27 protein-coding genes are annotated in these 26205 nt (G+C 38.5%); 7 read left to right on the top strand and 20 right to left on the bottom strand.

The window, feature by feature from the left end; genetic code table 11:
• Window positions 1-17: 17 nt before the first annotated feature.
• The 3 genes from trpD to trpE form a co-directional block, all read right to left on the bottom strand.
• A complete protein-coding gene (gene trpD, locus EQJ87_RS00520; protein ID WP_130122831.1) occupies window positions 18-1025 on the bottom strand; it encodes an anthranilate phosphoribosyltransferase in 1008 nt (335 codons plus the stop codon).
• Window positions 1026-1610: an aminodeoxychorismate/anthranilate synthase component II gene (locus EQJ87_RS00515; RefSeq protein WP_130122829.1), complete on the bottom strand. Its 585-nt coding sequence runs from the start codon at window positions 1608-1610 to the stop codon at window positions 1026-1028.
• Window positions 1611-1681: 71 nt separating this feature from the next.
• Window positions 1682-3058 carry an anthranilate synthase component I gene (gene trpE, locus EQJ87_RS00510; RefSeq protein WP_130122828.1) on the bottom strand — a complete coding sequence of 459 codons (1377 nt, stop codon included), beginning with the start codon at window positions 3056-3058 and terminating at the stop codon, window positions 1682-1684.
• A gap of 201 nt (window positions 3059-3259) precedes the next feature.
• Between trpE and EQJ87_RS00505 the strand changes: the two genes are divergently transcribed.
• Window positions 3260-3463, top strand: a complete 204-nt coding sequence (locus tag EQJ87_RS00505) for a hypothetical protein (RefSeq protein ID WP_130122827.1) — start codon at window positions 3260-3262, stop codon at window positions 3461-3463.
• Between the two features lie 106 nt (window positions 3464-3569).
• On the opposite strand, the gene EQJ87_RS00500 is transcribed toward EQJ87_RS00505, so the two are convergent.
• The 6 genes from EQJ87_RS00500 to EQJ87_RS00475 form a co-directional block, all read right to left on the bottom strand.
• Window positions 3570-4208: a nitroreductase family protein gene (locus tag EQJ87_RS00500; RefSeq protein WP_130122825.1), complete on the bottom strand. Its 639-nt coding sequence runs from the start codon at window positions 4206-4208 to the stop codon at window positions 3570-3572.
• Window positions 4198-4626 (bottom strand): MarR family winged helix-turn-helix transcriptional regulator, encoded by a 429-nt coding sequence (locus EQJ87_RS00495; protein WP_130122824.1) that lies wholly within the window; start codon window positions 4624-4626, stop codon window positions 4198-4200. The genes EQJ87_RS00500 and EQJ87_RS00495 overlap by 11 nt, the downstream gene beginning before the upstream one ends.
• Before the next feature lie 109 nt (window positions 4627-4735).
• Entirely contained in the window at window positions 4736-5500 is a 765-nt protein-coding gene (locus EQJ87_RS00490) for a methyltransferase domain-containing protein (RefSeq protein WP_223804463.1), read from the bottom strand.
• Between the two features lie 49 nt (window positions 5501-5549).
• Window positions 5550-6851, bottom strand: a complete 1302-nt coding sequence (locus EQJ87_RS00485; RefSeq protein ID WP_130122823.1) for an ABC transporter permease subunit — start codon at window positions 6849-6851, stop codon at window positions 5550-5552.
• 19 nt (window positions 6852-6870) lie between these two features.
• Window positions 6871-7740 (bottom strand): ATP-binding cassette domain-containing protein, encoded by an 870-nt coding sequence (locus EQJ87_RS00480; protein ID WP_130122822.1) that lies wholly within the window; start codon window positions 7738-7740, stop codon window positions 6871-6873.
• Window positions 7730-8134, bottom strand: a complete 405-nt coding sequence (locus tag EQJ87_RS00475; RefSeq protein ID WP_223804462.1) for a GntR family transcriptional regulator — start codon at window positions 8132-8134, stop codon at window positions 7730-7732. Before EQJ87_RS00475 ends, EQJ87_RS00480 begins: the two co-directional genes overlap by 11 nt.
• 311 nt (window positions 8135-8445) lie before the next feature.
• On the opposite strand from EQJ87_RS00475, the gene EQJ87_RS00470 reads away from it, so the two are divergent.
• The 6 genes from EQJ87_RS00470 (at window position 8446) to EQJ87_RS00445 (ending at window position 14144) form a co-directional block, all read left to right on the top strand.
• Complete coding sequence (locus EQJ87_RS00470) at window positions 8446-9486, top strand: polyamine ABC transporter substrate-binding protein (RefSeq protein WP_130122821.1); 1041 nt, start codon at window positions 8446-8448, stop codon at window positions 9484-9486.
• Between the two features lie 119 nt (window positions 9487-9605).
• Window positions 9606-9953 carry a P-II family nitrogen regulator gene (locus tag EQJ87_RS00465; RefSeq protein WP_130122820.1) on the top strand — a complete coding sequence of 116 codons (348 nt, stop codon included), beginning with the start codon at window positions 9606-9608 and terminating at the stop codon, window positions 9951-9953.
• Window positions 9954-9980: 27 nt separating this feature from the next.
• Window positions 9981-11102: an ABC transporter ATP-binding protein gene (locus EQJ87_RS00460; protein ID WP_130122819.1), complete on the top strand. Its 1122-nt coding sequence runs from the start codon at window positions 9981-9983 to the stop codon at window positions 11100-11102.
• Window positions 11092-11967, top strand: a complete 876-nt coding sequence (locus EQJ87_RS00455; RefSeq protein ID WP_223804461.1) for an ABC transporter permease — start codon at window positions 11092-11094, stop codon at window positions 11965-11967. Before EQJ87_RS00460 ends, EQJ87_RS00455 begins: the two co-directional genes overlap by 11 nt.
• Window position 11968: 1 nt before the next feature.
• On the top strand, window positions 11969-12757 hold the full coding sequence (locus EQJ87_RS00450; RefSeq protein WP_130122817.1) for an ABC transporter permease: 789 nt from the start codon (window positions 11969-11971) through the stop codon (window positions 12755-12757).
• A 19-nt stretch (window positions 12758-12776) separates the two neighbouring features.
• Window positions 12777-14144, top strand: coding sequence for a putrescine aminotransferase (locus EQJ87_RS00445; RefSeq protein WP_130122816.1), 1368 nt, complete (start codon window positions 12777-12779; stop codon window positions 14142-14144).
• Between the two features lie 287 nt (window positions 14145-14431).
• Here EQJ87_RS00445 and EQJ87_RS00440 read toward each other — a convergent pair whose 3' ends face one another.
• The 11 genes from EQJ87_RS00440 to EQJ87_RS00390 all read right to left on the bottom strand — a co-directional run bounded on the left by EQJ87_RS00440 (window position 14432) and on the right by EQJ87_RS00390 (window position 26194).
• Entirely contained in the window at window positions 14432-15373 is a 942-nt protein-coding gene (locus EQJ87_RS00440; RefSeq protein WP_130122815.1) for a Rossmann-fold NAD(P)-binding domain-containing protein, read from the bottom strand.
• Window positions 15374-15536: 163 nt separating this feature from the next.
• Window positions 15537-16070 (bottom strand): Asp23/Gls24 family envelope stress response protein, encoded by a 534-nt coding sequence (locus tag EQJ87_RS00435; RefSeq protein ID WP_223804532.1) that lies wholly within the window; start codon window positions 16068-16070, stop codon window positions 15537-15539.
• 52 nt (window positions 16071-16122) lie between these two features.
• Window positions 16123-16311: a DUF2273 domain-containing protein gene (locus tag EQJ87_RS00430; RefSeq protein WP_130122813.1), complete on the bottom strand. Its 189-nt coding sequence runs from the start codon at window positions 16309-16311 to the stop codon at window positions 16123-16125.
• Window positions 16312-16321: 10 nt separating this feature from the next.
• Window positions 16322-16882: an alkaline shock response membrane anchor protein AmaP gene (gene amaP / locus EQJ87_RS00425; RefSeq protein WP_130122812.1), complete on the bottom strand. Its 561-nt coding sequence runs from the start codon at window positions 16880-16882 to the stop codon at window positions 16322-16324.
• Between the two features lie 26 nt (window positions 16883-16908).
• Entirely contained in the window at window positions 16909-17151 is a 243-nt protein-coding gene (locus tag EQJ87_RS00420) for a GlsB/YeaQ/YmgE family stress response membrane protein (protein ID WP_130122811.1), read from the bottom strand.
• Window positions 17152-17400: 249 nt separating this feature from the next.
• Window positions 17401-18942, bottom strand: a complete 1542-nt coding sequence (guaA, locus tag EQJ87_RS00415; RefSeq protein WP_130122810.1) for a glutamine-hydrolyzing GMP synthase — start codon at window positions 18940-18942, stop codon at window positions 17401-17403.
• A gap of 242 nt (window positions 18943-19184) precedes the next feature.
• On the bottom strand, window positions 19185-20060 hold the full coding sequence (scrK, locus tag EQJ87_RS00410; protein ID WP_130122809.1) for a fructokinase ScrK: 876 nt from the start codon (window positions 20058-20060) through the stop codon (window positions 19185-19187).
• Between the two features lie 85 nt (window positions 20061-20145).
• Window positions 20146-21015 carry an ROK family protein gene (locus EQJ87_RS00405; RefSeq protein WP_130122808.1) on the bottom strand — a complete coding sequence of 290 codons (870 nt, stop codon included), beginning with the start codon at window positions 21013-21015 and terminating at the stop codon, window positions 20146-20148.
• A gap of 263 nt (window positions 21016-21278) precedes the next feature.
• A complete protein-coding gene (locus EQJ87_RS00400; protein WP_130122807.1) occupies window positions 21279-23747 on the bottom strand; it encodes a phosphoketolase family protein in 2469 nt (822 codons plus the stop codon).
• Window positions 23748-24042: 295 nt separating this feature from the next.
• Window positions 24043-25467, bottom strand: a complete 1425-nt coding sequence (gene araA / locus EQJ87_RS00395; RefSeq protein WP_130122806.1) for an L-arabinose isomerase — start codon at window positions 25465-25467, stop codon at window positions 24043-24045.
• A 22-nt stretch (window positions 25468-25489) separates the two neighbouring features.
• On the bottom strand, window positions 25490-26194 hold the full coding sequence (locus EQJ87_RS00390) for an L-ribulose-5-phosphate 4-epimerase (protein ID WP_130122805.1): 705 nt from the start codon (window positions 26192-26194) through the stop codon (window positions 25490-25492).
• Window positions 26195-26205 lie beyond the last annotated feature (11 nt).

Below are 26205 nucleotides of genomic sequence, written 5' to 3'. Positions count from 1 at the left end.
GCGTCAGTAATTTCTCCTCAGCCGACTTGTTCTGCTTGCAATTCGTGCAATTTGGCAAGGGCTTGTCCAGAAGAGATGATGTAGCGAGCCAGCTCAATTCCGGCTTGGATGGATTCCACTTTGCCGTTAGCATAAAAGCCGAGGCCAGCATTCAGCACAGTGGTCTCCAAAAATGCTGACGGTTCATTTTCAAGGACTTTGACCAAAATGTCAGCATTTTCGGGCGCTTCGCCACCACGGATTTCATTGAGTTGAACTTCTTTCATGCCCACATCAGCTGCTGTAAACTGATGCAAACTCACTTCGCCATTTTCCAAAAGGGCATAATGGTTCGTTCCGAAAAGCGCTGCCTCGTCCATTCCTCCCTCTCCTGTAATAACCAGCGCTCTTTCGCGACCCAATCCTTTCAGGACATTGGCGGTCAATTCAAGCAAATCAGGACGTGATGTTCCTAAAAGCTGTGTTTTGAGAGCGATGGGATTAATCAAAGGCCCTGTCAAATTCATAATGGTTGGAATTTCCAGTTGTCTGCGCACCGGCGTGAAATATTTCATGGCTGGATGCAAATTTTGAGCAAAAAGGAAAACCAAGCCCACCTTGTCAAACACCTCAGCCAAGCGCTCTGCCGGCAAATACAAATTGATTCCCAGCGCCTCGAGGACATCTGCCGAACCAGATTTTGATGTAATCGAACGATTCCCATGTTTGGCCATATGAACACCACCAGCCGCCAAAACAAAAGCCGCCGTCGTTGAAATATTGAAACTAAAAGAACGATCGCCTCCAGTGCCACAATTGTCCATGGCATCCACAATTCCCGTTGGAATCCTTACTGCCGCTGTTTGCAAAGCGCGAGCAAGTCCAGTCAATTCGCTGGCCGCCTCCCCCTTCATATGCAAAGCAATCAAGAAAGCAGCAATTTGCACCTCGCTCAACTCCCCTTGAATAATCGAGTTCGCAAGCATATTCATTTCATTGTCCGTCATATCACGACCTGACATCACTTTTTCAAGTTCATTTTTCATTTATTTCACCCCATTCGCTTTCACGTGTTTCACAAAATTCTCAATCATCACCATCCCATCCAACGTCCCAATGGACTCTGGATGAAATTGCAGACCATAAATCTGCTCACGTTCATTTTCAATGGCCATAATTTCACCATCATCATTGGCCACAGCCGTAATTGCAAAATCAGGCAAAGCAACATTTTCATCCATAACAATCGAATGATAACGCATGACCAAAAATTTTGAAGGCAACTGTCCGAAAAGGAGATTGCCTGAGGTCTGGCGCACCTGCGAATTTTTACCATGCATAACCTGATGTGCCAATCGCAATTTTCCACCAAAAACTTCCACAATCGCTTGAAAACCAAGACAAATCCCTAAGATTGGTTTTTGACCAGCAAATTCCCGAATCAGCGCCTCCATTTTCCCCGCATCTGCTGGCCAACCAGGCCCAGGAGAAAAAATCAAAGCCTCCGCTTTTTGCGCCATCTCATACAACTGCTCATCATCATTACGAACAACCGCAACCTCACTCAAAGCCCCGACATACTGCACCAAATTGTATGTAAAACTATCGTAGTTATCAATTATTAAAATCATTTTTTCTCCTTCAAGTGTTGAAACCATTGGGCAAAATAGAATCATCCGCCCCTAGCAGCAACCTCGGCCTCTTATTTGCCGATTTCCAGTAAGCCACGTGCCTTATTTAACGTTTCTTGATACTCCTGCTCAGGCACCGAATCAAAAACAATTCCCGCTCCCGCTTGAACATGAGCCTTTTGATTTTTCAGCACCATTGTTCGAATCGCAATCGCAAAATCGCAATTTCCGTTTTTAGTCAGATAACCGATAGCTCCACCATAAATGCCACGTTTTTCATTTTCAAACTCGTAAATCCGCTGATAAGCCCTATGTTTTGGCGCTCCAGACAAAGTCCCTGCTGGCAAAGTCGCGACAAGTGCATCCATTGCGCTAAATTCAGGTCGTAGCTCGCCTGTCACCTCACTTGTGATGTGCATGACGTAACGATATTTTTCGACTTTCATAAAGACAGGTACTTCAATTGATCCGTATTTTGAAATTTTCCCAAGATCATTGCGACCTAAATCCACCAGCATTTTATGTTCGGCTAATTCTTTTTGATCATTTTCCAGCTCTTCAATCAAGGCTTGATCTTCAAATTCATTTGCGCCACGTTTTCTTGTTCCAGCAATCGGATTTGTCGAAACCTGATTGCCATGAACAGCCACCAAGCGCTCCGGCGAGCTTCCAATGACATGAAAATCATCAAACTCGAGAAAATACATATAAGATGATGGATTTTCCACTCGTAATTGACGGTAATAAGCAAAAGGATCTTGATTAAAATCAGCCGTCAAGCGTTGTGACAGAACGATTTGAAACATATCGCCATTTTTAATCAATTCTTGCGCCCGAGCAACTTTTTCCTCAAAATCAATTTGGCTCATGTTACTCTTAAAAGTCAATTTTTCAAGCGGAGGAACACTTTTTTCAGCTTCCGTCAGCACGGACAAAGTTGCGATTTTCTCAGACAAAGCCGTCAGCAATTCCTCTTCGCTACGTTTGCTGTAAACATTATCCTCAATCAAAATCAATTTCTCACGCTTATGATCAAAAATCACCGCATTTTCATAAAGCATAAAATAAATATCTGGCGTACCAATGCTGTCCACAAGTTCTGGCTGAATCTTCTCTACGATTCCGTAAGTATCAAATCCCGCATAACCAATCGCTCCACTAACAAAAGGTAAATCCAGTTCAGTTTCGTCAGCATTTTCTCCTGCCTCAACCACTAAATCTTCCAACACTTTGAGCGGTTCGTCAGTAGCAATGACTTGATCATCAACGCTCAAAATTCCGTCAGCAAATTTGACCGTTTTGACCGGATTGACAGCAAGAATCGAAAAACGCGATTGGTCATTTTCACGTGGAATAGACTCCAAAATCACTTTATTTTGACCTGACAATCGCAGATAAACCGAAATAGGCGTCAAGGTATCCGCAGAAATTTCTTTTATTTTTCTCATTTTTTATCTCTATACTTTCTTTTTTGGGGAAAATTCCCCTGCAATTTCCAACTTTAAAAAAATAAAATTATCGCCATCGTTTCATCATGTCTAAGGATTCCTTTTCTCAAAATACAAAAAAGCCCGCAGAGTATCAACTACTCTACGGACGTATTCCACGCGGTGCCACCGTAATTTAAAACTTTCCAAGGAGCAAAAAAAATGTCCCAAAAAGCCTTATCTTATCCTCGTCTAACAACGAGTCGCTTGGTATCGGAAGCAGCCGTGATTTTTATCATTTCAAATCAATTTTTGCGAAAAACCATAGTTCTCGCCTTTCAAATCAGCCCATTCACCCTTTCGAACTTATCTGCTCGCACAACCGCAGACTTCCTGAAAAATCCTAATAAAGAGTTACTTTTCTGATGTTGATGATAATTTTAAAACTTTTCACGCGACTTGTCAAGAGCTATTACACAAAAAAAGTAAAATTTCTTTAAAAAACTTTACTTTTCAACACTATTTTTCTTTTTTATTTAAAAGTTGTAATCTTTTCAGGAGCTAAACGAACAGACTCATAGCCTTTCTCAACCGCCTTACCAATTGCCAAAATCAAAACAGGGACATAGCGTTCCTTGTCCAAACCAAAAGCTTCAGCCAACTGATCATGCTCGAACCCACCAATTGGATTCGTTTCATAACCATGCGCACGCGCGATCAACATCAATTGCATGGCCGCCAAACCACCATCAATCTTGACAATATCACTTCTTTCAGCCCGATCCATCTTACCATAACTTGACACAATCGCACCTACGTGTTGCTCTTTGACTTCTTGGGGCATCTTGCCTTCATGAACAGCTTGGCTGTAAATTTCCTCAGTGTATTCATAAGACTCCAAATCACCAAAAATCAAAACCATCGCTGACGAACTGTCATTTTGTCGGGTATTAAAACGAATCAAAGGTTTCAATTTAGCTTTCTCAGCCTCTGTTTCCACGACCACAAAACGCCAAGGCTGCAAATTCACTGATGAAGGAGCCGTCGTTGCTTCTTGAATCATTTCTAGCATTTCTTCATGAGAGATTTTATAAGTTTCATCATAAAGTCGAACTGATTTTCGTCCAAACACAAGTTCTGAAAAGTCATTATTTATAAATTTATTCGCCATTTTTTCCTCTATTATTAGTTAATTTTGTAAGCAGACTCAAAAGCTGTTCTTCTTCATCCTCAGTCAATCCGATATCCAAGCCATCTTGCTCCGAATGCCGTGCATGAGCACAACGCTCTAGCTCCTCTTGAGCTTTTGTAGTGACTTCCACAAAAACTTCTCGATTATTTTTCTCATTACGTTTGCGCACAACATAATTTTTTTCCTCGAGCTGTTTTAAATGTCTCGTCACCGCTGCACTATCAATCCGCAAGGCCACTTGCAATTGAGTTTGAGAGCATTTACCCTTACAAACCAAAATCCGCATCAACTCATAACGCGTCAAACTAAAACCCGTCGCTTTCTCAAAAATTGATGTCATTTCTTGATTCGCAAGTTTTAACTGATAAAGTAATTGACTGATTTCCTTAAGCTCCATACCGCTCTGCTCCTTTCTCCAACAATTGATAGCTCAATCATTGACTTATCAAGTATAACATTTTAGAGAAATATTGCAACCATAAAAACTCAAAAAAACTTTTAAACGCTCATGACTTCCCTTTTTCCCAATAAAGCAATTCAAAAACAATCCTTCTTGAGCTGCTGATTTCCTCTTTCCCCTCAAAAAAAGTCTGTAACAAGTCTGCCAGCTTTTCTTTAGAAAAATCCATTGAAAAATACTCCGAAAAAAAATCCGCAGAAATGATCTCTGCTTGATTAAAACTGAACCTTTCAACACTAAATGGATAAGCCAACTCTTTTAGCCACTTTTTGTACTCCCTTAACGGCTGATCCTCCTCAGTCACAGTCAATTCCATTTTTTCCACTTGAGCGAACAAATCCGTATCTGATTTCAGACGTAAAATTCCAACAGTGCCCTTGCTTATTCGATTTAGTTCAACCAAATCAGCTTTTCTAAAAAGCGCCGGATTCATCGCTGAAAAAACAAAATCATACGTATCACTTGCAGTACTTTGCAAAAACTGGGCTTGATTTTGATGAATAAATCTGACATTTTCCAGCACATCTTTTTTTCGTGCATAATTCAGCATTTTTTGTGAAATATCCACCAAATCATAGGCACGACTAAACGCCGAAAAAGCGGGTAAATACTTCCCGCTTCCTCCAGCCAGATCAAGCAAATACTCACAAGGGAAAATTTTTTTCGAAAGTAAAAATTTAGCTACATCCTCTGCAATATTCAGCACACTTTCGCTTTGAATCTCCTCATATTCACCAGAAAACTCATCCCAAAATTTTTCAATTTCTTGATTTTCACTTTGCATTTTCATCCCTTTTCCAGAAATTTCCAATTCCCATTATATCAAAAAAATTGCCAGTTAATGACTGACAATTTTTTGATTATTTACTCATTTTAGAAATCCATTGATACACTTTTTGCTGATTATTTAATAGAATCATTGCGAATGCTGTAATTCCCATAGTAATAAGGATTTTAATAATTCGATGTCCTATAAACGGAGGATCAATCGGATAAAACTCTGGATAGTAAAGATAAGACAAATTTCCAAAAATTGCCAAGGGTACAAATAAAGTCGCAAAAACAATTAAAGGGATCCGCAATTTTGGAAAAAGAAGATAATTATTACGTTCTTCCAAACTCAGATGTTGGTAAGCTTTCTGAGCTGCAAAGTATAAAATTATACCAATAATGAGTAAGATTATACTTATTACTAGCCACCCTGCGTAAGAATCAAAAATCCCATACAAATTATCAGCAGTACCCTGCTTCTGCCCCGACAAATATCCAGCCAAATTTAAAATATTTTCTAATATAAGCGTAAGTCCAAAATAAAATCCACACAATGACAAGAGTCCTGTCAACACTTGTCCAACAATCAACCCAACAAATAAACCAATGAAATAATTCACAGTTGCAATCACTAACACACACAAATGCAAAGCAAGCAGTTTTTCAAATGGATAATTGATATACTGGTGTGGAATTCGAGCATATAAAATCGCAAGATTTACACCCATAGCCACGACTGAAAAAGCAAGCAATGGGAATAAAGAAGTCTTAATCTTGCTCTTGAGCAAATCTTTCCGACAATAACCCGAAGAAAAAAGTAAAAGAGTAAAATTTGATTTATAATCCCAAAAACAAAGCGCAAAGCCAGCAATAATAAAGAAAATGGTAAAGAGATTAAAAGTAAACGCTTGACCCAAACTAGCTTTCAGAGCAAAGATAAAGCCTGAATGCTCTACTGTCGTCACTGTGATTTTCTGAGGATTGCGCACTGTGTGATTTCCATCTAGAGAATATTGAGTAAATAGATATTGGGAACCATCGCCAGTAAATGACTTATATGAGTCTGCTTTTACATTGAAATGATTTGTTTTTTGGTCGAAAGTGACTTGACTGCTATCACTAATCGATGAGATATATTTCCAAATATCTGCTTGATTTTGACTTTCTTTATATTTTTGATTAATCTTCTTTTCCGTGCTTTTTTGAGCTTGGAGATAATTTTGATAGGATTGTTTTGCCACTTTAGATTTAGCATAGTTTTGATTTCTTATCCAAGCATTTGTTTGTTGAGTGCTGTATACCACACTAAAAAAGACTAAGAGAAAACCTAAAATCAGGACGATTGCCTTGGAGCGCTGCCAAGTGATTTTGATAAGATGACTTGTGTTCATATTTTTGTTTTTCCTTATACTACAATACTTTATTTGAAAATTTACTCAAAAATAAATCTTCGAGAGTGATGGGAAGTTCTTCCATGAGAAGCGGTTGATGTTGAAGGAGCATTTCTTTTAGAGACGCATCATACTGCTCAAAAAGCGCTGTGACGACTCTCCCTTGAATATTGAGAATTTTACCAGCCGTCATGACTTCTGCTGGAATTTTTTCATTCTGAAATACTAACTGTAATTTTCTCGCATTTTCTTTTTCATCTTCTAACGAAAAAGTGGAAACAATCGTTTGATCTCTGATAAAGGCAATTTGATCAACCAATTTTTCTAACTCATTAAGATTGTGCGACGCCAAAATAATTGTCCGTTCTTGTCCATCAATCATGTCAAACATCAAATCTCTAACTTGTTTGCGAACAATCACATCCAAACCATCAAGCGGTTCATCCAAAATAACATAGCTACAATTAGAACACAAGGCCAAAATAATGACCATCAAAGCCTGCATTCCCTTGGAGTAAGTATGAAAACGTTGATTAGGAAGTTCATATTGAGCAACGAGACGCTCAAAAGTACCATTATCAAACAAAGGATAGATAAGGCCCAAATATTTTGAGATTTGTTTAGGATTGAGCGGATCTAGATACCGAAATTGAGTGTCAAGGTAGAAAATATCATTTTTCAAGTAAGTTTCTTGATTAATATCTTGTTGATCAATTAAAATTTTCCCCTCATCCATAAGATAATGGCTAGCAATTGTTCTAAACAATGTTGTTTTTCCAGAACCAATACGCCCGACAATACCATAGATGATTCCTTTTGGAATATCAAGGTTGATATTTTTTAAAATTTGTTTTTGATTGATTGTTTTTCCTAAATTTCTAATTTCCATGTAAATTCTCCTGCGCTTCCTCATCAATCCATTGATAAATGGTTTTCAGAGGGACTTGCAAATAATGTGCTTCAACAAGCCATTCCCTCAGTTGCTGCTTTAATTTTTTTTCATCTTGGACAGATCTTGTATTTTCAGGCTCTATGTTTCTAACAAAAGAACCTTTTCCTTTCACACTAATAATAACTTCCTGATTTTCTAACTCTTTGTAAGCTTTACTAATAGTATTTGGATTGATACTTAAATCTTTTGCCAACGTTCTAACCGATGGCAGCTTCTCTCCAGGCAATAATATGCCTTGAAGAACCTCTTTTTTGATATTCAGAATAATCTGCTCATAGATTGGTTTCGGGTGATTAGGGTCTAAATGCATAATAACCTTTCTCTTTTTCAATTTCGTGTACCACGTGTACTATTATACACAGTACAGTCGTGGATGTCAACTTTTTTTGGATTCATTTCGTATTTTTTATAATTTCTACGAATATATCAAAAGGAATCAAACAGTTCAATGTAACGAATTCTAACACGAACTAGCTTTTATATTATAAAAAATTTAAAATTGGATATAAAATTCCAATTTTTTTATTGACAAATTTCTTTTAAAAGTATATCATGTAATAAAAAGTGACACAGATGTGTTTATTTTTAAGAATACATTTCCGCAGATTTCTATAAAATGATATTTATTTGAAAGGAAACCTAATGAAAAAAATTTTTATAACAACTATAGCTTTCTTGATTCTGGCGGCACTTATCATCGCCTATCAGGTTAGAAAACCAAAAAAACAGCTCAATTTAATTATTTGGTCCTCCTATATGCCACAGTCGGTATTAGATAATTACGAGAAGAAAACTGGTACTCATATTAATATGACTACTTTTTCCTCACCAGATGAAATGATTGCTAAAGTACGGGCTGTTTCTCCTGGAACCTACGACCTCGTGGTCGCTCCAGGAAATGATGTCGAAATTTTAAAGAAAGTAGGATTGCTAGATAAATTAGATAAACAAGAAATTCCAAATATAAAAAATTATGCAAAGTCTTGGTTGAAACTTTCTTATGATAAAACAAATAGTTACTCTTTGCCCTACCTAGGTTCTTATCTAGCTTTGGCTTACAATAAAGCTAAGGTCGCTCCTATTAGTAATTATTCTGACTTGCTCAATCCAAAATTCAAGGATTCAATCGTTATCGTTTCTGACCAGAGGGCTATAATTGATTCTTCATTAATCAATTCCAACATGAACATCAATCAGCTTACACCAAAAAGTCTAGGATTTTCTAAGAATTTTCTATCAAATCTACGTCCAAATATTAAAGCAATTGATTCTGATGCTCCGCATGCTTTGCTTGCGAATGGTGAAGCTAATATTGGTCTTGTCTACAACGCTGAAATAACAATGGCACAAGCAAGTAACAAGGACATTGTAGGTGTTTATCCAAGTTCAGGCGTTGATTTACAGCTTGATAATTTTATGAAGTTTAAACACGCAAAAGGTGGAAAAAATGTTGAAAAATTTATCAACTATATAGAAGACCCAAAAGTTTTTGCTAGCATCGTGAAAAAGTATCCCTATCTCAATCCAAATAAAGCATCCTGGGCTTACTTGCCAAGCGAATGGAAAAAAGATTCGATGCGCAATTTAACATCTGATCAGATAAAAAAAGCACAAATGCCACTTGATGTCGGTACGAAAACACGAGATATTGATAGAATATGGAACAATTTCGTCAATCAATAATCAACAAATAAAATAAGCATAAAAAAGAGGTGAAGATGATATGAAAAAAAGAAAAAGGCAGAAAATTCCATGATGTAGCTTTCCAAATGCAATATAAAAATAAGAAATGAGGATTACTAATGAAAAAATTGGAAATTACAATACGTCCAAAATCTCTTGAAAAGTTAAACGATATTCTTGCAAAAAATGGCGTCCATGGGATGACTGTTTATTCCGCAATGGGTGCAGGAAACCAAAATAGCGACATATCAAAAGTAACGGAACTTAATAGCGGACAATTTCACGTCAATCTTCTCCCCAAAATTGCTGTTGTCACTTATATTGAAGATGAACAGAGCGAAAAACTCCTCTCTGAAATTGTCAAGGAAATTTCAACAGGAAACGTTGGAGATGGTAAAATTGCAGTCGTACCACTTGAAACTGTCGTCCGCATTCGAACGGGAGAGAGTGGTTCAAAAGCTTTATAGCGTTCAGCAAATGCTTGGAGGACTCTTATGGTCGATATCATAAAAATCCGTAATCTTGACAAATATTACGGAAAAAACTATATTTTAAAAAATTTAGATTTGGATATTAAGGAAGGAGAGTTTATTTCTATTCTTGGACCGTCAGGTTCTGGAAAAACAACCCTACTCCGAATGATTGCAGGGTTTGAGCAGCCAACCTCAGGTCAAATTTTCCTTGATGGAAAAAATATCGCAGGCGTTCCTGCTTATGAGCGGGCAGTTAATACTGTGTTCCAGCAGTATGCGCTTTTCCCAAATCTAACAATAGCTGAAAATGTTGCCTTTGGTTTGACTTTAAAAAAATTCCCTCAAAAAGAGAAATCAGAAAGAGTTTCCCAGATGCTTCATCTGGTGCAACTTTCTGGTTTTGAAAATAGAATGCCTCACCAGCTTTCTGGGGGACAAAAACAGCGAGTGGCAATTGCGCGAGCACTAATCAATCAACCTAAAGTTCTTATTTTAGACGAACCTTTATCTGCGTTAGATAGGAAATTACGTAAATCCATGCAACTTGAATTACGCAAAATCCAAAAAAGGCTTGGTTTAACTTTCATTTTTGTCACACATGACCAAGAGGAAGCTATGACAATTTCCGACCGAATTGCTGTTATAAATAATGGAAAGATTGATCAAATTGACTATCCTTATAAAATTTACGAAAAACCTGCAACTGAATTTGTGTCAGACTTCATTGGTGAAAGTAATGTTTGGAATGGTCAGGTCAAAAAACTTGGGAAAGATACTGTCCATGTAGCTGTCGAAGCAGGTGAATTTATTATCCCAAGACCTACTCATATCCGTGTGGGTGATTTAATTTCATTTGCTGTAAGACCTGAATACATTGAACTTTCTCGTGATCATGGAATTCCGGGGATTATCTCTGATCAAATTTTTGTCGGCGGGAGCACTCAACTGATAATTTCCATTGCCAATGGTTCTGTTCAAAAAACAACAACCGGTCATATCGCAGAATTTAAAAATGGAGAGATGGTTTTTATCAGCTTCAAACCTGAAAAAGTTGTACTCCTCCAAAACGAGGGCAATGAAATTTACAATGCCATCTCCCACCCTAACTTCAGTTTTTTAGGAGGTGATGTATTTGATAGCTAACTTTAAGCTAAGAACCTCTGTTGACTGGTTTAAATATATTTTGCTTTTACCACTCATTGTTTGGTTGGGACTCTTTGTTGCCTTCCCATTGTTGGACGTCACTCTGATGTCTTTTATGAAATCAGGGACTTATGGCGGGGTCGAACTTGGTTTTTCTTTAAATAATTATGGTAGCCTCTTTTCAGCACTTTATGGCAGAATCATCATTCTTTCTTTTGTCTTAGCACTGGTTGTTACCTTAATTTGTATTGTGATGGCCTATCCATTCGCAATGTTTGTTGCCAACAAATCAAAGGCGATATTATCTGTCATAACCGCTTTGATTACGACTCCTTTCATGATTTCATCCGTTCTACGCCTTTATGCATGGATTACCATCTTGAGAACCAATGGGATTCTCAATTCTTCTTTGATGAAAATCCACATTATAGGAAAACCTTTAGATCTAGTTTATAATAATTTTGCTGTTGTGCTCGGTATGGTTTATACCCTTATCCCCTTCATGCTCCTCCCCTTGATTTCTGGCTTTCGTAATGTTGATATCAGTTTAGTTGAGGCAACCCAAGATTTAGGTGGTAAAAAATGGGAGATTTTCAAGTATGTCTACTTACCAACAACACTACCAGCCATATTTTCGGGTTCGATTATGGTTTTCATTCCGACTTTAGGCTACTTTTTCGTATCTGATATTATGGGCGGTTCAAAGTCGATTTTTATTGGTAATCTGGTACGAGACCAGTTTATCTCAGCTCATAATTGGCCCCTTGGTTCTGCTTTGTCGGTAGCCATTATCGCCTTTACTTTTCTAATTCTTTGGATTTACAAAAAAATGGGCGGTAGACTTGAAGATTTAGGAGGGAATTGATATGGAAGAGAAAAGATGGTATAAATCACTCTATATTATTGCCTTATTTGTTTTCCTATACCTCCCAATTCTTGTTATGATTATATTTTCATTTAATCAGTCTCGCCAAAATATCATTTTTACAGGATTCACAATTGATTGGTATGGAAGGCTTTGGAACAATCAGGCCTTGATTACTGGACTCTTAAATTCTCTTGTCGTTGGACTTTCTGCAACTTTTATTGCTACAATTATCGGAACTTTAGGTGCTGTTGGACTTACTAAATATAATTTTATAGGTAAAAATATTGTTAATCAAATCGTGTATGTTCCGATTGTTATCCCTGAGGTTGTCTTAGGAATTGCTTTATTATCCATTTTTTCATTCTTTAGTATTCCTTTGGGACTTTTGACTTTGTTTATTGCACACGTTACCTTTTCGGTTCCTTTCGTTGTTGTCTCAGTGAGAGCAGGATTTACCGAAGAAACATTGGCACTTGAAGAAGCAGCAATGGATTTAGGAGCTAACAAACGAGAAACTTTTACAAAAGTAACGCTTCCTGCGCTCTGGCCTGCAATCATATCTGGAGCTCTTTTAAGCTTTACGCTATCACTCGACGATGTCATCATTTCATTCTTCGTCGTCGGGCCAGATTCTCAAACCCTCCCTCTTGCCATCTTGAGTATGGTTAGAGTGGCCGTCACTCCCGACGTTAACGCTTTGGCAACTTTAATATTAATCGTTACGGTCGCATTAGTTTTCTCCAACGGATTACGGCAAGTAAGAAAAATACAAAAAAATGCTCAATAGCTAGAAAAGAGAAAAAATTATGACACAAGAAGATTTTAAATATGATAAAAAAGAAACGATTGCAAAATTAGATGAAGTTCTCAGCTACATTAAGAAGGATCATTTTGATTCTGAAACAATCAAAAAAATTACCAACGATACCCTTGAAGGATTCGACAACTATGTCAGTCCTGGATGGTTAAAATATCGTAAGTCAGTTTCTACTGATGTTGCTGTTCTTGAATGGCATGATGAGGGTTCTATTGACTATGGTTTAAATGGTGAAGAATTTATTGATTTTTTAGGTGGCTTTGGAATTTATACTTTTGGTCATCGTAATAAAGAGATTTTAGAAACGGTACAAGCACAATTAAAACATCAAGCCCTTCATTCTCAAGAATTACTTGACCCCCTTCGTTCTTATCTTGCAAAAGCTGTATCTGATATCACACCAGGGGATTTACAATATTCCTTTTTCACAAATGGTGGCGCTGAAGCAGTGGAAATGTCTTTAAAGCTTGCTCGAATTGCAACAGGTGGTCGTTGGTATATTTCAACTGTTGGAGCTTTTCATGGTAAATCAATGGGTGCTATCTCTGTTGGTGGCAAAGGAACTTACCGAGAGCCTTACCTTCCAATGGTTCAACAAGTTCAGCACGTTGAGTATGGTAATGCCGAAGATATGAGAAAAGCCATTGCTAATTTACAAGCTGTTGGCGAAAAAGTGGCTGCAATTATCTTAGAACCTGTGCAAGGTGAAGCTGGAATTAAACTCCCTCCTAAAGGTTATTTGCAAGAAGTCCGAAAAATTGCTGACGAATTTGGCGTAGCATTGATTTTTGATGAGATTCAGACCGGTATGGGACGAACTGGTAAAATTTGGGCTTCTGAGTGGTCTGGTGTCACCCCCGATATTATGACTTTTGGAAAAGCTTTCGGTGGTGGAATTATGCCAATTACTGGGATTGTTTTCACCAAAAAAATGTGGGTTCAACAACTCATTGATAATCCTTGGCTCCTTGGTTCTCCAACATTTGGCGGGAATCCGCTGGCTTGTTCTGCCGCTCTTGCTGCAATTCGGTATATGATTAAATATGATATTCCAAAACAAGCTTTTGAAAAAGGAGAATACCTCATTCCAAAGTTAAAAGAATATGCTAAGAAATATCCTGAATTAATTCAGGAAGTGCGTGGAATTGGTTTGATGATTGGGATAGAGTTTAACACGACAGATATTGGTTACGCTGTTTCCAAAGGGCTTTTCTCCCGCGGGGTAATGACTGCAGGGACGCTTGTTAATGCCAAAACAGTGCGGATGGAACCACCAGCAATTGTTACTTATGAACAAATCGATACTGTCCTGGAACGCTTTGGAGAAACGCTTGAAGAAGTTTCAAAAGGGTTATAATAATTCCTTATTATAAATAAAAAGTATTATCGCTAAAACAAACCCCACATTCTTCACTCTTTCGACCAATCTAGGCGTACGGTAGCCGATTCGCTTTGTTTGCTGTATTTTTACTTTTTGATTATTGCTGAGTTTCTCATTACATTTGAGAACTTATGCTATAATCACTTGATTTCCACTCGCATAGCGGGTGGTTTTTCTGTTTTGTACACCTCGCGTGTTCAACTGGCTAAAACCATAATAAAAAAGCCTGCTCAGCAAGCTTTAAGTCTCTTTTTACCATTTTTTCATTCTTTTTTGTTGTTTTTAATTTTGTTAAACCTTGAGCTGTCCTCTGTAAATAAATGCTCACTCAAGACCTTGCTCAAGATTTTACTCACATTTCGATAGGTAAGTGAGGGGGTATTAGGTAAAACATAATAATATTTTCCATCTTCTTTGTACATCGGTTCCGCCATCGTAGTAAAATGAGTACCTTCAATACTATTTCCTGCATCTGCAGCAACGTCAATAATTAAGGTTCCATCTTTCAGTTGCTTTTGTTCGGAAAGAGTTAAGATGGGATCATCATCCTTAGCAATTTCGATGCCATTGATAATAATATCATAATCTAAATAATGCTTTTTAAAAATTGGTATGGTTTTACGATAATACATTCTCACATTTGTAGAAAATTTAGAAATACTACTAAATGCTCCTTGGGCGACGTTTCCTGAGCCTAGAATTGCGATTTTTGTCTTCTCATTTGGAATCAAGCCATAATGCAAAAGGGCATCAAGCACACCTGAAAATCCTGCGTAAAAACTATTTCGATATAATAAGCCTTTAGGAATTCCCGATTCCACCACTTCATTTTTGTAATAGATAGAAGGTGAGTTACTATCTAAGTCAACAACAACCAAATCTTTCGGAAGTGCCTGCTCTTTCATAAAAGTTTTCCCTGAACCATATGGGTGAGTCCAACCGATAATCATTTGACCTTTTTTGATGTTGGAATAGTCGCTGGGCTGTATGAGTTTTAGGGAGAAAATGGCTTCTGCTTGTTCAAAAATTTCTGCTCTTGGCAGAATCTTGCAGCCTTTATCAATGTATTCTTGATCAGTAATATCTAAAAACTCACCAAATCCAGATTCTACGAGTAGTTCATTGTTAAAGTTATTGATATCTTCCGGAAGCAAAGGAACTCGTCTTTCCCCTGGGAAGTTCGCCTTAATTAAACCTATAATCATTAAATTCTCCTTTATTCTAAATGTTAAATTCTATTTGTGGCTCTTAGCTCCAAATGACTTCGAGTAAGAAAATAGAGAGTTTTTCTGAAACACTAAAGTTAAAACGCATTGTTTAATAAAAGACCTCATAAAGAGGTCTAATACAATGGCCTAACTGTTAAAATCAGTGAACTCGTGGTTCTTGAGAAGTGCTATCATCAACCTTCTCTTTGACTTTATCTACTTGGTTAGAGGTAAATTTTCCTGTAGTTTGAGCAGCATTGACCACTCGATCTTGCAAGCTCACTTCATCTTCTTTTTGCTGTTCCTTAGTCTTGATGTCCGTTACTGTGACATTGACTTCCACAACTTCCAGCTCAGTCATTGTACTTACTTCTTTGCTGATAACTTCTTTAATTTTTTCATAAATGTCTGGTACATTTTTACGGTACTCAGTCACGACTTTTAAGTCCACAGCAACTTGTGTTTTACCTACTTCTACATCAACTCCAGATGTGACGTCATCAGTGTTGATCAATTTTCCTGTCAAATTAGAGAAGAATCCACCTTCAATCGAAAGAAGACCATCCACAGACTCCAAAGCAAGGCCGACAATTTTTTGGACGACTTTGTCCTCATAAGTCAGCATCCCTTTAATTTCGTGATTTTCGTCTTTTGGGCCGGGATGATGAGGTACTGGTTTCTCTTGTTCTGCCATTGTGCCAAACGGTTTCATGTTTTCTTCTACCATAATTTTCTCCTTTTATTTTTTAATGACGTTTTTTAAATTGTTCAATGATTCCTGTACTTTTTAAGAATAGTCCTACAAAGATACCTAAAGCTACTAATATTAAAAGTAAAATCATTTTCCAAAATCCAATTGTGAAGATACAAATTGCAACGAGCGCACCCACAAGACCTCCTACAATTGGGTATCTATACTTTTCAAAATAATCCATTGATACCTCCTTATACAACACGTAAACGTTTTGTATTATCTTTTGTATTGATTGTGGTTACTTCGACATTTAGTTTAACTTTTTGTTCTAAACCAAAGAAATTTTTTAAGCCTTGGCTGATTTCCGCTTCTAAAAATTGCGCTTTTTCAGAAATTTGAACTCGAGGAATAATTTCTCCTCTGACTTCAATATCAATGCTATTTTTATGCAAGATAACATTGATTGTTGGCGCTTTGAGATACTGAGTTTCACTAATTTTTTCTCTTACAAATCCTTCAATAGCAGAGCGTTTTACGGTTAACTCACCACCCTGAGCAGCTAATGAAATATCGATGTAGTTCTTTGGATAAAACGCTATAAATAGCAAACCCAGTAAGAGAAGAACTGCTAAGGAAGTATAAGCAGCAAAGAGATAAGTGGGAAGATACTCTCCAACTAAAGGAAGTTGGCTAGAATCGTTAATCATCCAACCATAATTCATCATACTGTAGTAGTCCCAAGCGGTTGGAATAACAAGGGTTAGAAAAAATAAATCAATGATAATCCAAATTATTTTTTTTCCTGTTGACATAATCCCTCCTTTCCTAAATTTTAGAACTAGTGGTTCATTCTAGATAGTATAAAGGAAGCGACAATGACTACAATAACAGCCCCAATAATTGATGGGATGATCGCCATACCAGCAAGTGCTGGTCCCCAACTTCCAAACAAGGCTTGACCTACGACAGACCCAATGAGACCTGCAACAATATTTGCAATCCACCCCATTGAGCCTCCTTTATTGGTTATTGCTCCTGCAATTAAACCAATCAACGCTCCGACAATTAATGACCAAATCATCTGCCACCTCTTTCTAGTATTTTTTAAAATACGTCTTAATATCTTTAGCTTAACATAGAAAGAAACCGTATTCAACAGATATGACTTAGAATTTTTACTATCTCAGCTAAAGATAAGCCTTTTCAATCCTATTGGTTTTCGGGGTTCTCAAGCATTTTTTCAAAAAAATAGAGGATGATCAACGAAAGTCTTTACAAGAAATATAGAAAAAAACAACATCTTTGGGATGCTGTTTTTTCTATTCTACTTCTATTGCCATTCAACAGTTGCAGGTGGTTTGCTCGTGATATCGTAGACGATACGGTTGACGTGGTCCACCTCATTAACGATACGTTTTGAGATTTTTTGGAGGATATCCCATGGAAGTTGGGCAAAGTCTGCGGTCATGCCATCAATTGAGGTGATAGCGCGGATAGCAATGGTATAATCGTAAGTCCGTTGGTCACCCATGACTCCGACTGATTTCACGTCTGTGTTGACGGTGAAATATTGCCAAACGTCACGCTCAAGACCTGCTGCTGCGATTTCTTCACGCAAAATAGCGTCTGATTCGCGGACAGTTTCTAATTTTTCTTCGCTCAAATCGCCAAGTACTCGAATGGCAAGTCCTGGACCTGGGAAGGGTTGGCGCCAAACGATTTCATCTGGCATTCCAAGTTCTGTACCAAGCGCGCGAACTTCGTCTTTGAAGAGTGTGTTGAGTGGCTCAATCAATTGGAACTGCATATCTTCTGGCAAACCGCCAACGTTGTGGTGTGATTTGATGGTTTGGGCTGTATCTGTTCCTGATTCAATGACGTCAGTGTAAAGAGTTCCTTGAGCAAGGAAGTCAACACCTTCTAATTTGTTTGCTTCATCGTCAAAAACATAAACAAATTCGTTACCGATAATTTTACGTTTTGTTTCTGGGTCTGAAAGACCAACAAGTTTGTCCATGAAACGTTTTTGAGCGTCCACTTTGATGATATTAAGACCAAATTTTCCGCCCAATGTTTCCATAACTTGGTCAGCTTCTCCTTTACGCAGGAAGCCGTGGTCAACAAAGATTGATGTCAATTGGTCACCGATGGCGCGTTGTAAAAGCACACCGACAACTGATGAATCCACACCGCCTGAAAGTCCAAGGAGGACTTTTTTGTCGCCAACTTTTTCACGAATTTCTTTGATTTGCATCTCAATGAAGTTTTCCATTGACCAGTTGCCTTTAGCTCCACAGATGTTAAGGGCGAAGTTTCTGAGCAAATCCGTACCATGCACTGAATGGCGCACTTCTGGGTGGAATTGGATACCGTAGAAACGGCGTTGAGTATTTTCAACGGCCGCAAATGGGCTGTTTGGTGAGGTTGCTACAACGTGGAAGCCTTCTGGAATGGCAGTTACGCGGTCACCATGACTCATCAATACGTCTTGAACTTCTGGTGTGTTAGCAAACAAGGCTGAATCGGCTTTGAGCTCAAGAGGAGCAACGCCATATTCACGTTCTTCTGCTGCTTCAACCATGCCACCAAGTTTGTAGCTCATCAGTTGCATTCCGTAGCAAATTCCCAAAATAGGTAAGCCAAGTTCAAAGATTTCAGGATCAATGTCAAACGAACCTTCGTCATAAACGGAATTTGGACCACCCGAGAGAATGATACCGATTGGATTAATCTCACGGATTTGGTTGGCTGTAACTTTGTGACTCATAAGTTCTGAGAAAACACCGATTTCGCGGATACGGCGCGCGATAAGTTGATTATATTGTGAACCGTAGTCGAGCACGATGATTTTTTCAAGTGTATTGTCTGACAAGGGACCCTCCTCTAATAAGATGCAAAAGCTGTGACTTGCTTTTGTTCAATTAAATTTTATTAGACTTATTCTAACATAAATTATTTATTTTTGCAGAGATATTTTTGTGTTTTTTCTTCGTAAACGGTCTCATTATTCGGAAATGAAAATGACGTAAATTTACTCTGAAAAATTCCTTGAAATAGTCAGAGAATTTGCTGACGTAAATTTTTTAATAAGAAAAAACACTGACGAAAAATGCGTCAGTATTTTCTCTTGAGTAAATTTGCCGCGAGCGCAAAATTTCCCAATGTTGCCGAACCATTTTCCAAAACTGCTGGTCTGACCAAATAGTCTTGAAGGTCGCAAGAAAGTTGTACATAGCCTGCCAGAAGTTGACTAAATTGCTTACGAACTCGCTCCATCATGTGTTCTTGCGCCATCACTCCGCCGCCAAAAACAATCTTTTCTGGCGCAAAAGCAAGGGTGCTATTGACCGCGAGCTGAGCAATGTAAAAGGCTTGGATGTCCCAGATTTCACTGTCTGCTGGCAAATTTTCGCCCCGAATTCCTGTGCGTGCTTCGAGTGACGGCCCAGCCGCCAAACCTTCTATGCAGTCGCCGTGATAGGGGCAAACGCCCGCAAAATCAAGGTCTTTGGGATGATGTTTGACATACTGATGTCCCATTTCTGCATGAGAAAAGCCACCGATAAATTGCCCATTTTGAACAGCGCCACCACCAATTCCCGTGCCAATCGTGAAATAAATCAGTGATTTTTGCCCCGTTTTCACCATTTCACCATAGGCCGAGGCGTTGACATCTGTAGTAAAAGCCATTGGAATGGACAATTCTTTCTTTAGAATTTCTAAAAGATTGATATTTCCCCAACCGGCTTTTGGTGTTGTTGTGATTGAGCCGTAAGTCGGGCTTTCAGGATTGATATCAATCGGCCCAAACGAGCCAATAGACAAGGCCGTCACCGGATTTTCTTGGAAAAAACTAAGCGTTGCCGCCAGCGTTTTTTCAGGTGTTTCGGTGGGAATTTGAATTCTTTTTAAAACATTCAACTGTTCATCGCCGACAGCCAACACAAATTTTGTGCCACCTGCCTCGATTGAGCCGTAAAGTTCTGTCATTTTGTTTCCTTTGAAAATTTTCTTAAAAAATACGTTTTCGTCAGCATTTTCTCTGAGAGAATTTACTGACGAAAATTATTTTGCATCATTTTGCATAAGTTTGAGCAAAATCAGCCGCCGCACCAATCAAATTGGCATCATTTTTGAATGCACAGACAGTAATTTGAGGTAACATTTCAGCATCTTTGTTGAGTTCAACCAGACGCACAAGTTCCTTTTGCAAGGTCGGAATCAGCCAGTCTGCTTGCGACACACCACCACCAATGATGATTAACTCCGGATCAAAACTGTATTGCAAGTTGAAAATCCCTTTGGCCACATTGAACACAAAAACATCCCTTTCTTCCTGCGCGATTTCATCTCCCGCAAAAGCTTTTTCAAAAATGGCAATCGCATCAAGATTTTCGCCAGTCCGCTTGTTGTAGCGCTCCGCCATGCGAATCGTCGTCCCCAGCTCTGAAAATGAATGCCGGTCATCCATGAGCATAAAGCCAAATTCTCCACCAAAAAGGTGTTTTCCATGGTGAACTTTTCCATCCACAACTACCGCTCCGCCAACTCCAGTCCCTAGCACCAAAAACAGCACATCCGAAAGTCCTTTTGCGACGCCGAAGTTCACCTCAGCAAGGGCAGCACAATTCGCATCATTTTCGATAGAAACAGGCAAACCAAAACGTTTCTCAAGCTCTGCTTGAATATTAAAGTTGTGAATATAAGGCAAAGCACTCGCTCCTTCAATCACTCCCGAACGCTTATTTACCGCACCAGGCGCGCTGATTGCCACACCACAAATATCTGTATTTTCCCTAAATTGCTCAACAATGGCCGTCAGATGCTGATAAAAATCCTCCAAATTATCCGGCGTTGCAAAAGCTCCCTGATCTCCGAGTCTACCCTCTGTAAAACGTGCATATTTAATGCTTGTGCCGCCAATATCAATTGTAAGTAATGCCATAATATTCCTCCCGAGAAACATTTGATTTTCGAAGTTAAAACTTATTTTTTTCTCATTATTCTATTATAACACTTTCAAATAAAAATGATAGGGTTTTCATCGTTTTTTATTAGAGATTTTACTGACGAAAATTTACGTCAGCATTTTTTCTCTCTGAAAAAGAATTCATCAGCGTTTTCTCTGACTTTTTTACTGACGCATTTGCAAATAAAAACACACACCTCCTTTTAGAGAGATGTATGCATTTTTAACCCTATTCAAAACTATTTTTTCAAATCAGACCAAGTCCAATCAGTGAACTCCGGAATATCTACTCCTTCATTACGTGTCACTTCAAAGTGTTTGTCAAGAATGCGTTTCATCTTATCGATGAATGCTTTGGCCAAAGCTTGGTTAACCTTACGATCAACGTAAAGCACTTGCATCGCATCAATCGCTTGGTGGAAACGGTCGAGCTCAGAATAAACACGCATATCGTAGGTCGTGGTAATATCGCCATCTTCACGATAACCATGAACAATCAAGCCTTGATGTCCTCTTTGATAGAAGATAGATTCGATCAAATCTTCATAACCGTGGAATCCAAAGATTACTGGTGTTCCTGAAGGACCAAAATATTTTTCAAACTCAGCATCCGAAAGTTCTCGTTCTTGGTTTAAAGCCCCTTTTTTCTTTTGCAAACGACCAAGTTCAACCACGTTGACATAGCGGAATTTCGCTTGAGGGAAGACTTCGTTAACGAGATGCAAAGCAGCGAGTGTTTCGATTGTAGGTTCAGCCCCTGCCGAAGCAAAAATCAAATCAACCTCTTCACCTTCCTTGACAGTAGAAGCCCAATCAATCGTTGCAATTCCTTCAGTCGCCAATTTTTCAGCTTCTTCTTTAGTAAACCATTGTTGACGAGGTTGCTTAGAAGCCACGATGTGGTTAATCTTGCTCCGATCTTGGAAAGCACGGTCAAAGACAGCAAGCAAAGTATTCGCATCTGCTGGCAGATATTGACGGATAAAATCAGATTTCTTTTCAGCCAAATGAGTCAACATCCCAGGGTCTTGGTGAGTATAACCATTGTGGTCTTGTTGGAAAACAGTTGAAGTTGAAACCACATTGAGCGAAGGATAATCATGGCGCCATTTTTGATCAGCTGCTTGACGAATCCATTTGAAATGTTGTGTCAACATTGAATCTACCACGCGCAAGAATGATTCATAACTTGCAAAAACACCCGTACGTCCTGTCAACGTATAACCTTCAAGCCAACCTTCAGCTTGGTGTTCAGAAAGTTGTGAATCAATAATCCGACCTTCTGGTGCGATAAATTCATCATTTGGATTTTTGATGACTTGCATCCATTGACGATTAGTCACCTTAAACATTTCCCAGAAACGGTTGGACATGGTTTCATCTGGCCCAAAAAGACGGAAACGTGTTGGATTGAGTTTGACGATTTCTGCAAAATATTTTGACAGCACGTTCATGTCCATATTATCATTTGTTTCAGGAAGCAATTTTCCACGGTTTTCCGCTGTGATTGGATTAGCAAAGTTTTTCCAATCTGGCAAAATCAAGTTTGAACGGTCAACCCCTCCATTTGTTACAGGATTTGATGCCATGCGCATTTCGCCCTTCGGAGCAAAGTCACGCAGTTCTTCTTTCAAGCTTCCATCAGCATTGAAAAGCGTTTCAGGTTGATAAGAAGCCATCCATTTTTCAAATTCGGGGAGTGTTTCCATATTTTTAGAAGATAATGGCAATGGCACTTGGTGAGCGCGGAAACTATGTTCAATCGGCATTCCCTTGCCATCAAATTTAGGGCCAGACCAGTCATTATAGCGTGGCCCACCCCAACCCTTAGGCAAACGAGCGATGATAACAGGCCAAGCCGGAATTTCTCCATTTTGATAACGACCATGTTCACGCGCATCCTCTTGGATTTGATGAATATCTTCAATTGCTTTATCAAAAACTTCAGCTGCTAATTTATGATAAGCCATATAATCATGGATATCATCATTTTCAATATAACGAGGTGAGTAACCTAGCCCTTCAAAGAATTTGCGAATATCCACATCCGATGTCCGAGCAAATAAGGTTGGATTTGAAATTTTAAACCCATTCAAATCAAGGATTGGCAAAACAGCACCATCATTTTTAGGGTTGATAAATTTAATTGAATGCCAACTTGCCATCAACGGCCCAGTCTCTGCTTCTCCGTCTCCAACGACAGCAAAAGCAATTTGCTCAGGTTGGTCAAGAATCGCCCCAGTCGCATGAGAAAGCGTGTAACCCAATTCTCCACCTTCATGAAGTGAACCCGGCGTTTGAGCCGTCATGTGTGACCCAATTCCTCCAGGAAATGAGAAACGCTTGAACAAACGAGACATTCCTTCCAAATCTTGAGTAATCTCTGGATAAGCTTCAGTATAACTTCCATCAAGATATGAAGGAACAACCATCGCTTGTCCCCCATGACCCGGACCACCAAGATAAAACATCTTTTGGTTATACTTGTTAATCAAACGATTGGCATGAGCATAAAGGAAAGTTTGCCCTGAAACAGTTCCCCAGTGTCCAATTGGATTCGCTTTCAAATCTTCAGCCTTGATTGGCGTTCCAGTTACAGCAGATAAAGGATTTGCTTTTAAGAAAATCATTCCTGCTCCAAGATAAGTCGCTGCACGCCACCATTTATCAAGCTTTTCTAAATAAGCTTCTGAATTATAATTTGTCATTTTTTCCTCCTGATTTTCCTATATTATAAGTCAATTGCATTTGATATTCTAATCATTTGTTTATATATTCACTAGGAAACGTTGCTATCGTATTTTTATTTCGCCGCAACCCTCTCTATTTCCAGAAGGCACTAGATTCCTCATCAATAAATAGTATCGAAAAATAATTTTAATTCTTGTAAATTCTTAATACGAAACAAATTCATGATATCTTTTAGATACGTTAATTCTATTTTTCTATTCCAATCGCTAACACTTAGTGACATTAAAAGAGGAGGAAACCTCCTCAAATATTTTACCCAAGATTTACATAAGTCAAACCAAACAAATCACACAAGTCACCAATCTGTTCCGCATCCACAACAAACGACAAAACGGTATGGTGTCCACCACCAGCTCTTAACCACTCCTCAGCACCAGCTTTCAATCCTAATTTAGGCGTCCAAAGCTGTTTAGCTACTGGTAAAAATGGTGTTTCTGCTTCTGGTTTGTTTCCTTGTACATCATAAGAAATCAATTTGAACTCATCACCATAATCAGCCATGGTAATATCCACTCCTTCGCCTACCATACCAGTAAACACAAGACGAGCTGGATCAGCTTCCCCCCCAATATCCAAAGGATGAACTTCGACACGTGGCTTATCTGATGCAATAGAAGGATCAACTTCCAACATATGCGACCCAAGAATTGCCTCATGTCCTTTACGCAAATCCAGTGTGTAATCTTCCATAAAAACAGTTTGTTGATTATGTGACATAATCTTGAACAAGCGAACTAAAGCAGCTGTTTTCCAGTCTCCTTCACCAGCAAATCCATAACCATCAGCCAAAAGCAGTTGTGCAGCAAGTCCTGGCAATTGTTCCAAGCCCACTAAGTCTTCAAAATTGGTAGTAAAAGCACTATAACCTTTTTCATCCATGAATTTCTTGATGGCAATATATTCACGCAACTGATATTTGACGTGCTTTTCAAATTTTTCGGCACTATTGTCGCCATGAACATAGTCATATTTGCTTTGAAGTTCTTCATAAACTTTATCAATATCAACTTCTGATACAGCATTGACATACTCTACCAAATCTCCAACACCCCAGTAATCAACTGTCCAACCAAATTTGATTTGTGCTTCAATTTTATCCCCATCAGTCACAGCAACATTCCGCATTTTATCTGCAAAAGTGACCACCTTAATCTTATAAGATTCATTATATGCCACCGCCACATTCATCCATTTTGCAACTTGCTTTTGAATCTCAGGATCGTTCCAATAGCCAAATATAACTTTATTGTTCTTCTTTAAACGTGCATTAATAAAAGCATATTCACGATCACCATGAGCAGATTGATTCACATTCATATAGTCAAAATCAATAGTTTGATAAGGGATATGATCCAAAAATTGTGTCGCTAAATGAAGCAACGGCTTTGTCAAAAGCTGTGTCCCACGAATCCAGTTTTTAGCTGGCGAAAACGTGTGCATCCAAGTAATGACTCCCGCCACCTCATCATGATAATTCACTTCTTTCATGATTTCAGTAATGTTTTCAGCCGTTGTAGCTACCAATTTAAAAACAATCGGATAAGGCAAACTCTTCGAATCATTCATTTTGTCTACAATTTCACGCGCATCTGCCTCCACTTTACTTAAAGCTTCTGGACCATACAAAAACTGTGACCCTGTAACGAACCAAAATTCTTTTTGTGTATTTTCTAACATTTTTCTACCAACTTTCTTTCAATTAATTATTTATTTTTTGTCCATAATAAGCATCTTTACCATGCTTACGTAAATAGTGTTTATCCAGTATACGTTGTGGCAAATCTGGCGCATAGCTATTAATTTGTCGGGCGAAAATATTCATTTTACATACATTTTCCAGAACAACAGCATTATAGACAGCGGCATCAACATCTTTCCCCCAAGTAAACGGACCATGTCCATGTAAAAGAACCGCTGGAACATCTAAAATTCCTAAACCACGCTCTTTAAAGGTTTCAATGATAACCTTCCCTGTTTCGTACTCATAACCTTTGTCAATTTCTTCTTGAGTCAAATATCTCGTACAAGGCACTGCACCATAAAATGTATCTGCATGAGTTGTTCCCATAGCAGAAACATCCACTCCCGACTGTGCCCATGCTGTCGCCCAGTTAGAATGCGTGTGAACAATTCCGCCAAGCTCAGGATATTGTTTATAAAGAACTGCATGAGTTGGCGTATCAGATGATGGGTTTAATTTTCCTTCCACAACATTTCCATTCAAATCAACCACCACCATATCAGAAGCTTTCAAACTATCGTAACTCACCCCACTAGGCTTAATTACAAAATAGCCCGTTTCTTTATCAAAAGCACTAGCATTTCCCCAAGTGAACTCTACCAAGCCATGCTTAGGCAGTTCAAGATTGGCTTTAAGTACTTTTTCTTTTAATTCTTCTAACATTCCCTCTCCTT

Origin of the sequence: Lactococcus sp. S-13 (assembly GCF_004210295.1) — a bacterium.
In the GTDB taxonomy this organism is placed as follows: domain Bacteria; phylum Bacillota; class Bacilli; order Lactobacillales; family Streptococcaceae; genus Lactococcus.
The sequence above is the reverse complement of the archived record's forward strand: the minus strand, read 5'-3'. Positions and strand labels throughout refer to the sequence as shown.

What these genes read in the sequence shown, in the direction of transcription:
- trpD (WP_130122831.1), bottom strand. Translation starts at nt 1,025, where the DNA reads ATGAAAAATGAACTTGAAAAAGTGATGTCAGGTCGTGATATGACGGAC.
- EQJ87_RS00515 (WP_130122829.1), bottom strand. Translation starts at nt 1,610, where the DNA reads ATGATTTTAATAATTGATAACTACGATAGTTTTACATACAATTTGGTG.
- trpE (WP_130122828.1), bottom strand. Translation starts at nt 3,058, where the DNA reads ATGAGAAAAATAAAAGAAATTTCTGCGGATACCTTGACGCCTATTTCG.
- EQJ87_RS00505 (WP_130122827.1), top strand. Translation starts at nt 3,260, where the DNA reads ATGTCCCAAAAAGCCTTATCTTATCCTCGTCTAACAACGAGTCGCTTG.
- EQJ87_RS00500 (WP_130122825.1), bottom strand. Translation starts at nt 4,208, where the DNA reads ATGGCGAATAAATTTATAAATAATGACTTTTCAGAACTTGTGTTTGGA.
- EQJ87_RS00495 (WP_130122824.1), bottom strand. Translation starts at nt 4,626, where the DNA reads ATGGAGCTTAAGGAAATCAGTCAATTACTTTATCAGTTAAAACTTGCG.
- EQJ87_RS00485 (WP_130122823.1), bottom strand. Translation starts at nt 6,851, where the DNA reads ATGAACACAAGTCATCTTATCAAAATCACTTGGCAGCGCTCCAAGGCA.
- EQJ87_RS00480 (WP_130122822.1), bottom strand. Translation starts at nt 7,740, where the DNA reads ATGGAAATTAGAAATTTAGGAAAAACAATCAATCAAAAACAAATTTTA.
- EQJ87_RS00470 (WP_130122821.1), top strand. Translation starts at nt 8,446, where the DNA reads ATGAAAAAAATTTTTATAACAACTATAGCTTTCTTGATTCTGGCGGCA.
- EQJ87_RS00465 (WP_130122820.1), top strand. Translation starts at nt 9,606, where the DNA reads ATGAAAAAATTGGAAATTACAATACGTCCAAAATCTCTTGAAAAGTTA.
- EQJ87_RS00460 (WP_130122819.1), top strand. Translation starts at nt 9,981, where the DNA reads ATGGTCGATATCATAAAAATCCGTAATCTTGACAAATATTACGGAAAA.
- EQJ87_RS00450 (WP_130122817.1), top strand. Translation starts at nt 11,969, where the DNA reads ATGGAAGAGAAAAGATGGTATAAATCACTCTATATTATTGCCTTATTT.
- EQJ87_RS00445 (WP_130122816.1), top strand. Translation starts at nt 12,777, where the DNA reads ATGACACAAGAAGATTTTAAATATGATAAAAAAGAAACGATTGCAAAA.
- EQJ87_RS00440 (WP_130122815.1), bottom strand. Translation starts at nt 15,373, where the DNA reads ATGATTATAGGTTTAATTAAGGCGAACTTCCCAGGGGAAAGACGAGTT.
- EQJ87_RS00435 (WP_223804532.1), bottom strand. Translation starts at nt 16,070, where the DNA reads ATGGCAGAACAAGAGAAACCAGTACCTCATCATCCCGGCCCAAAAGAC.
- EQJ87_RS00430 (WP_130122813.1), bottom strand. Translation starts at nt 16,311, where the DNA reads ATGGATTATTTTGAAAAGTATAGATACCCAATTGTAGGAGGTCTTGTG.
- amaP (WP_130122812.1), bottom strand. Translation starts at nt 16,882, where the DNA reads ATGTCAACAGGAAAAAAAATAATTTGGATTATCATTGATTTATTTTTT.
- EQJ87_RS00420 (WP_130122811.1), bottom strand. Translation starts at nt 17,151, where the DNA reads ATGATTTGGTCATTAATTGTCGGAGCGTTGATTGGTTTAATTGCAGGA.
- scrK (WP_130122809.1), bottom strand. Translation starts at nt 20,060, where the DNA reads ATGACAGAACTTTACGGCTCAATCGAGGCAGGTGGCACAAAATTTGTG.
- EQJ87_RS00405 (WP_130122808.1), bottom strand. Translation starts at nt 21,015, where the DNA reads ATGGCATTACTTACAATTGATATTGGCGGCACAAGCATTAAATATGCA.
- EQJ87_RS00400 (WP_130122807.1), bottom strand. Translation starts at nt 23,747, where the DNA reads ATGACAAATTATAATTCAGAAGCTTATTTAGAAAAGCTTGATAAATGG.
- araA (WP_130122806.1), bottom strand. Translation starts at nt 25,467, where the DNA reads ATGTTAGAAAATACACAAAAAGAATTTTGGTTCGTTACAGGGTCACAG.
- EQJ87_RS00390 (WP_130122805.1), bottom strand. Translation starts at nt 26,194, where the DNA reads ATGTTAGAAGAATTAAAAGAAAAAGTACTTAAAGCCAATCTTGAACTG.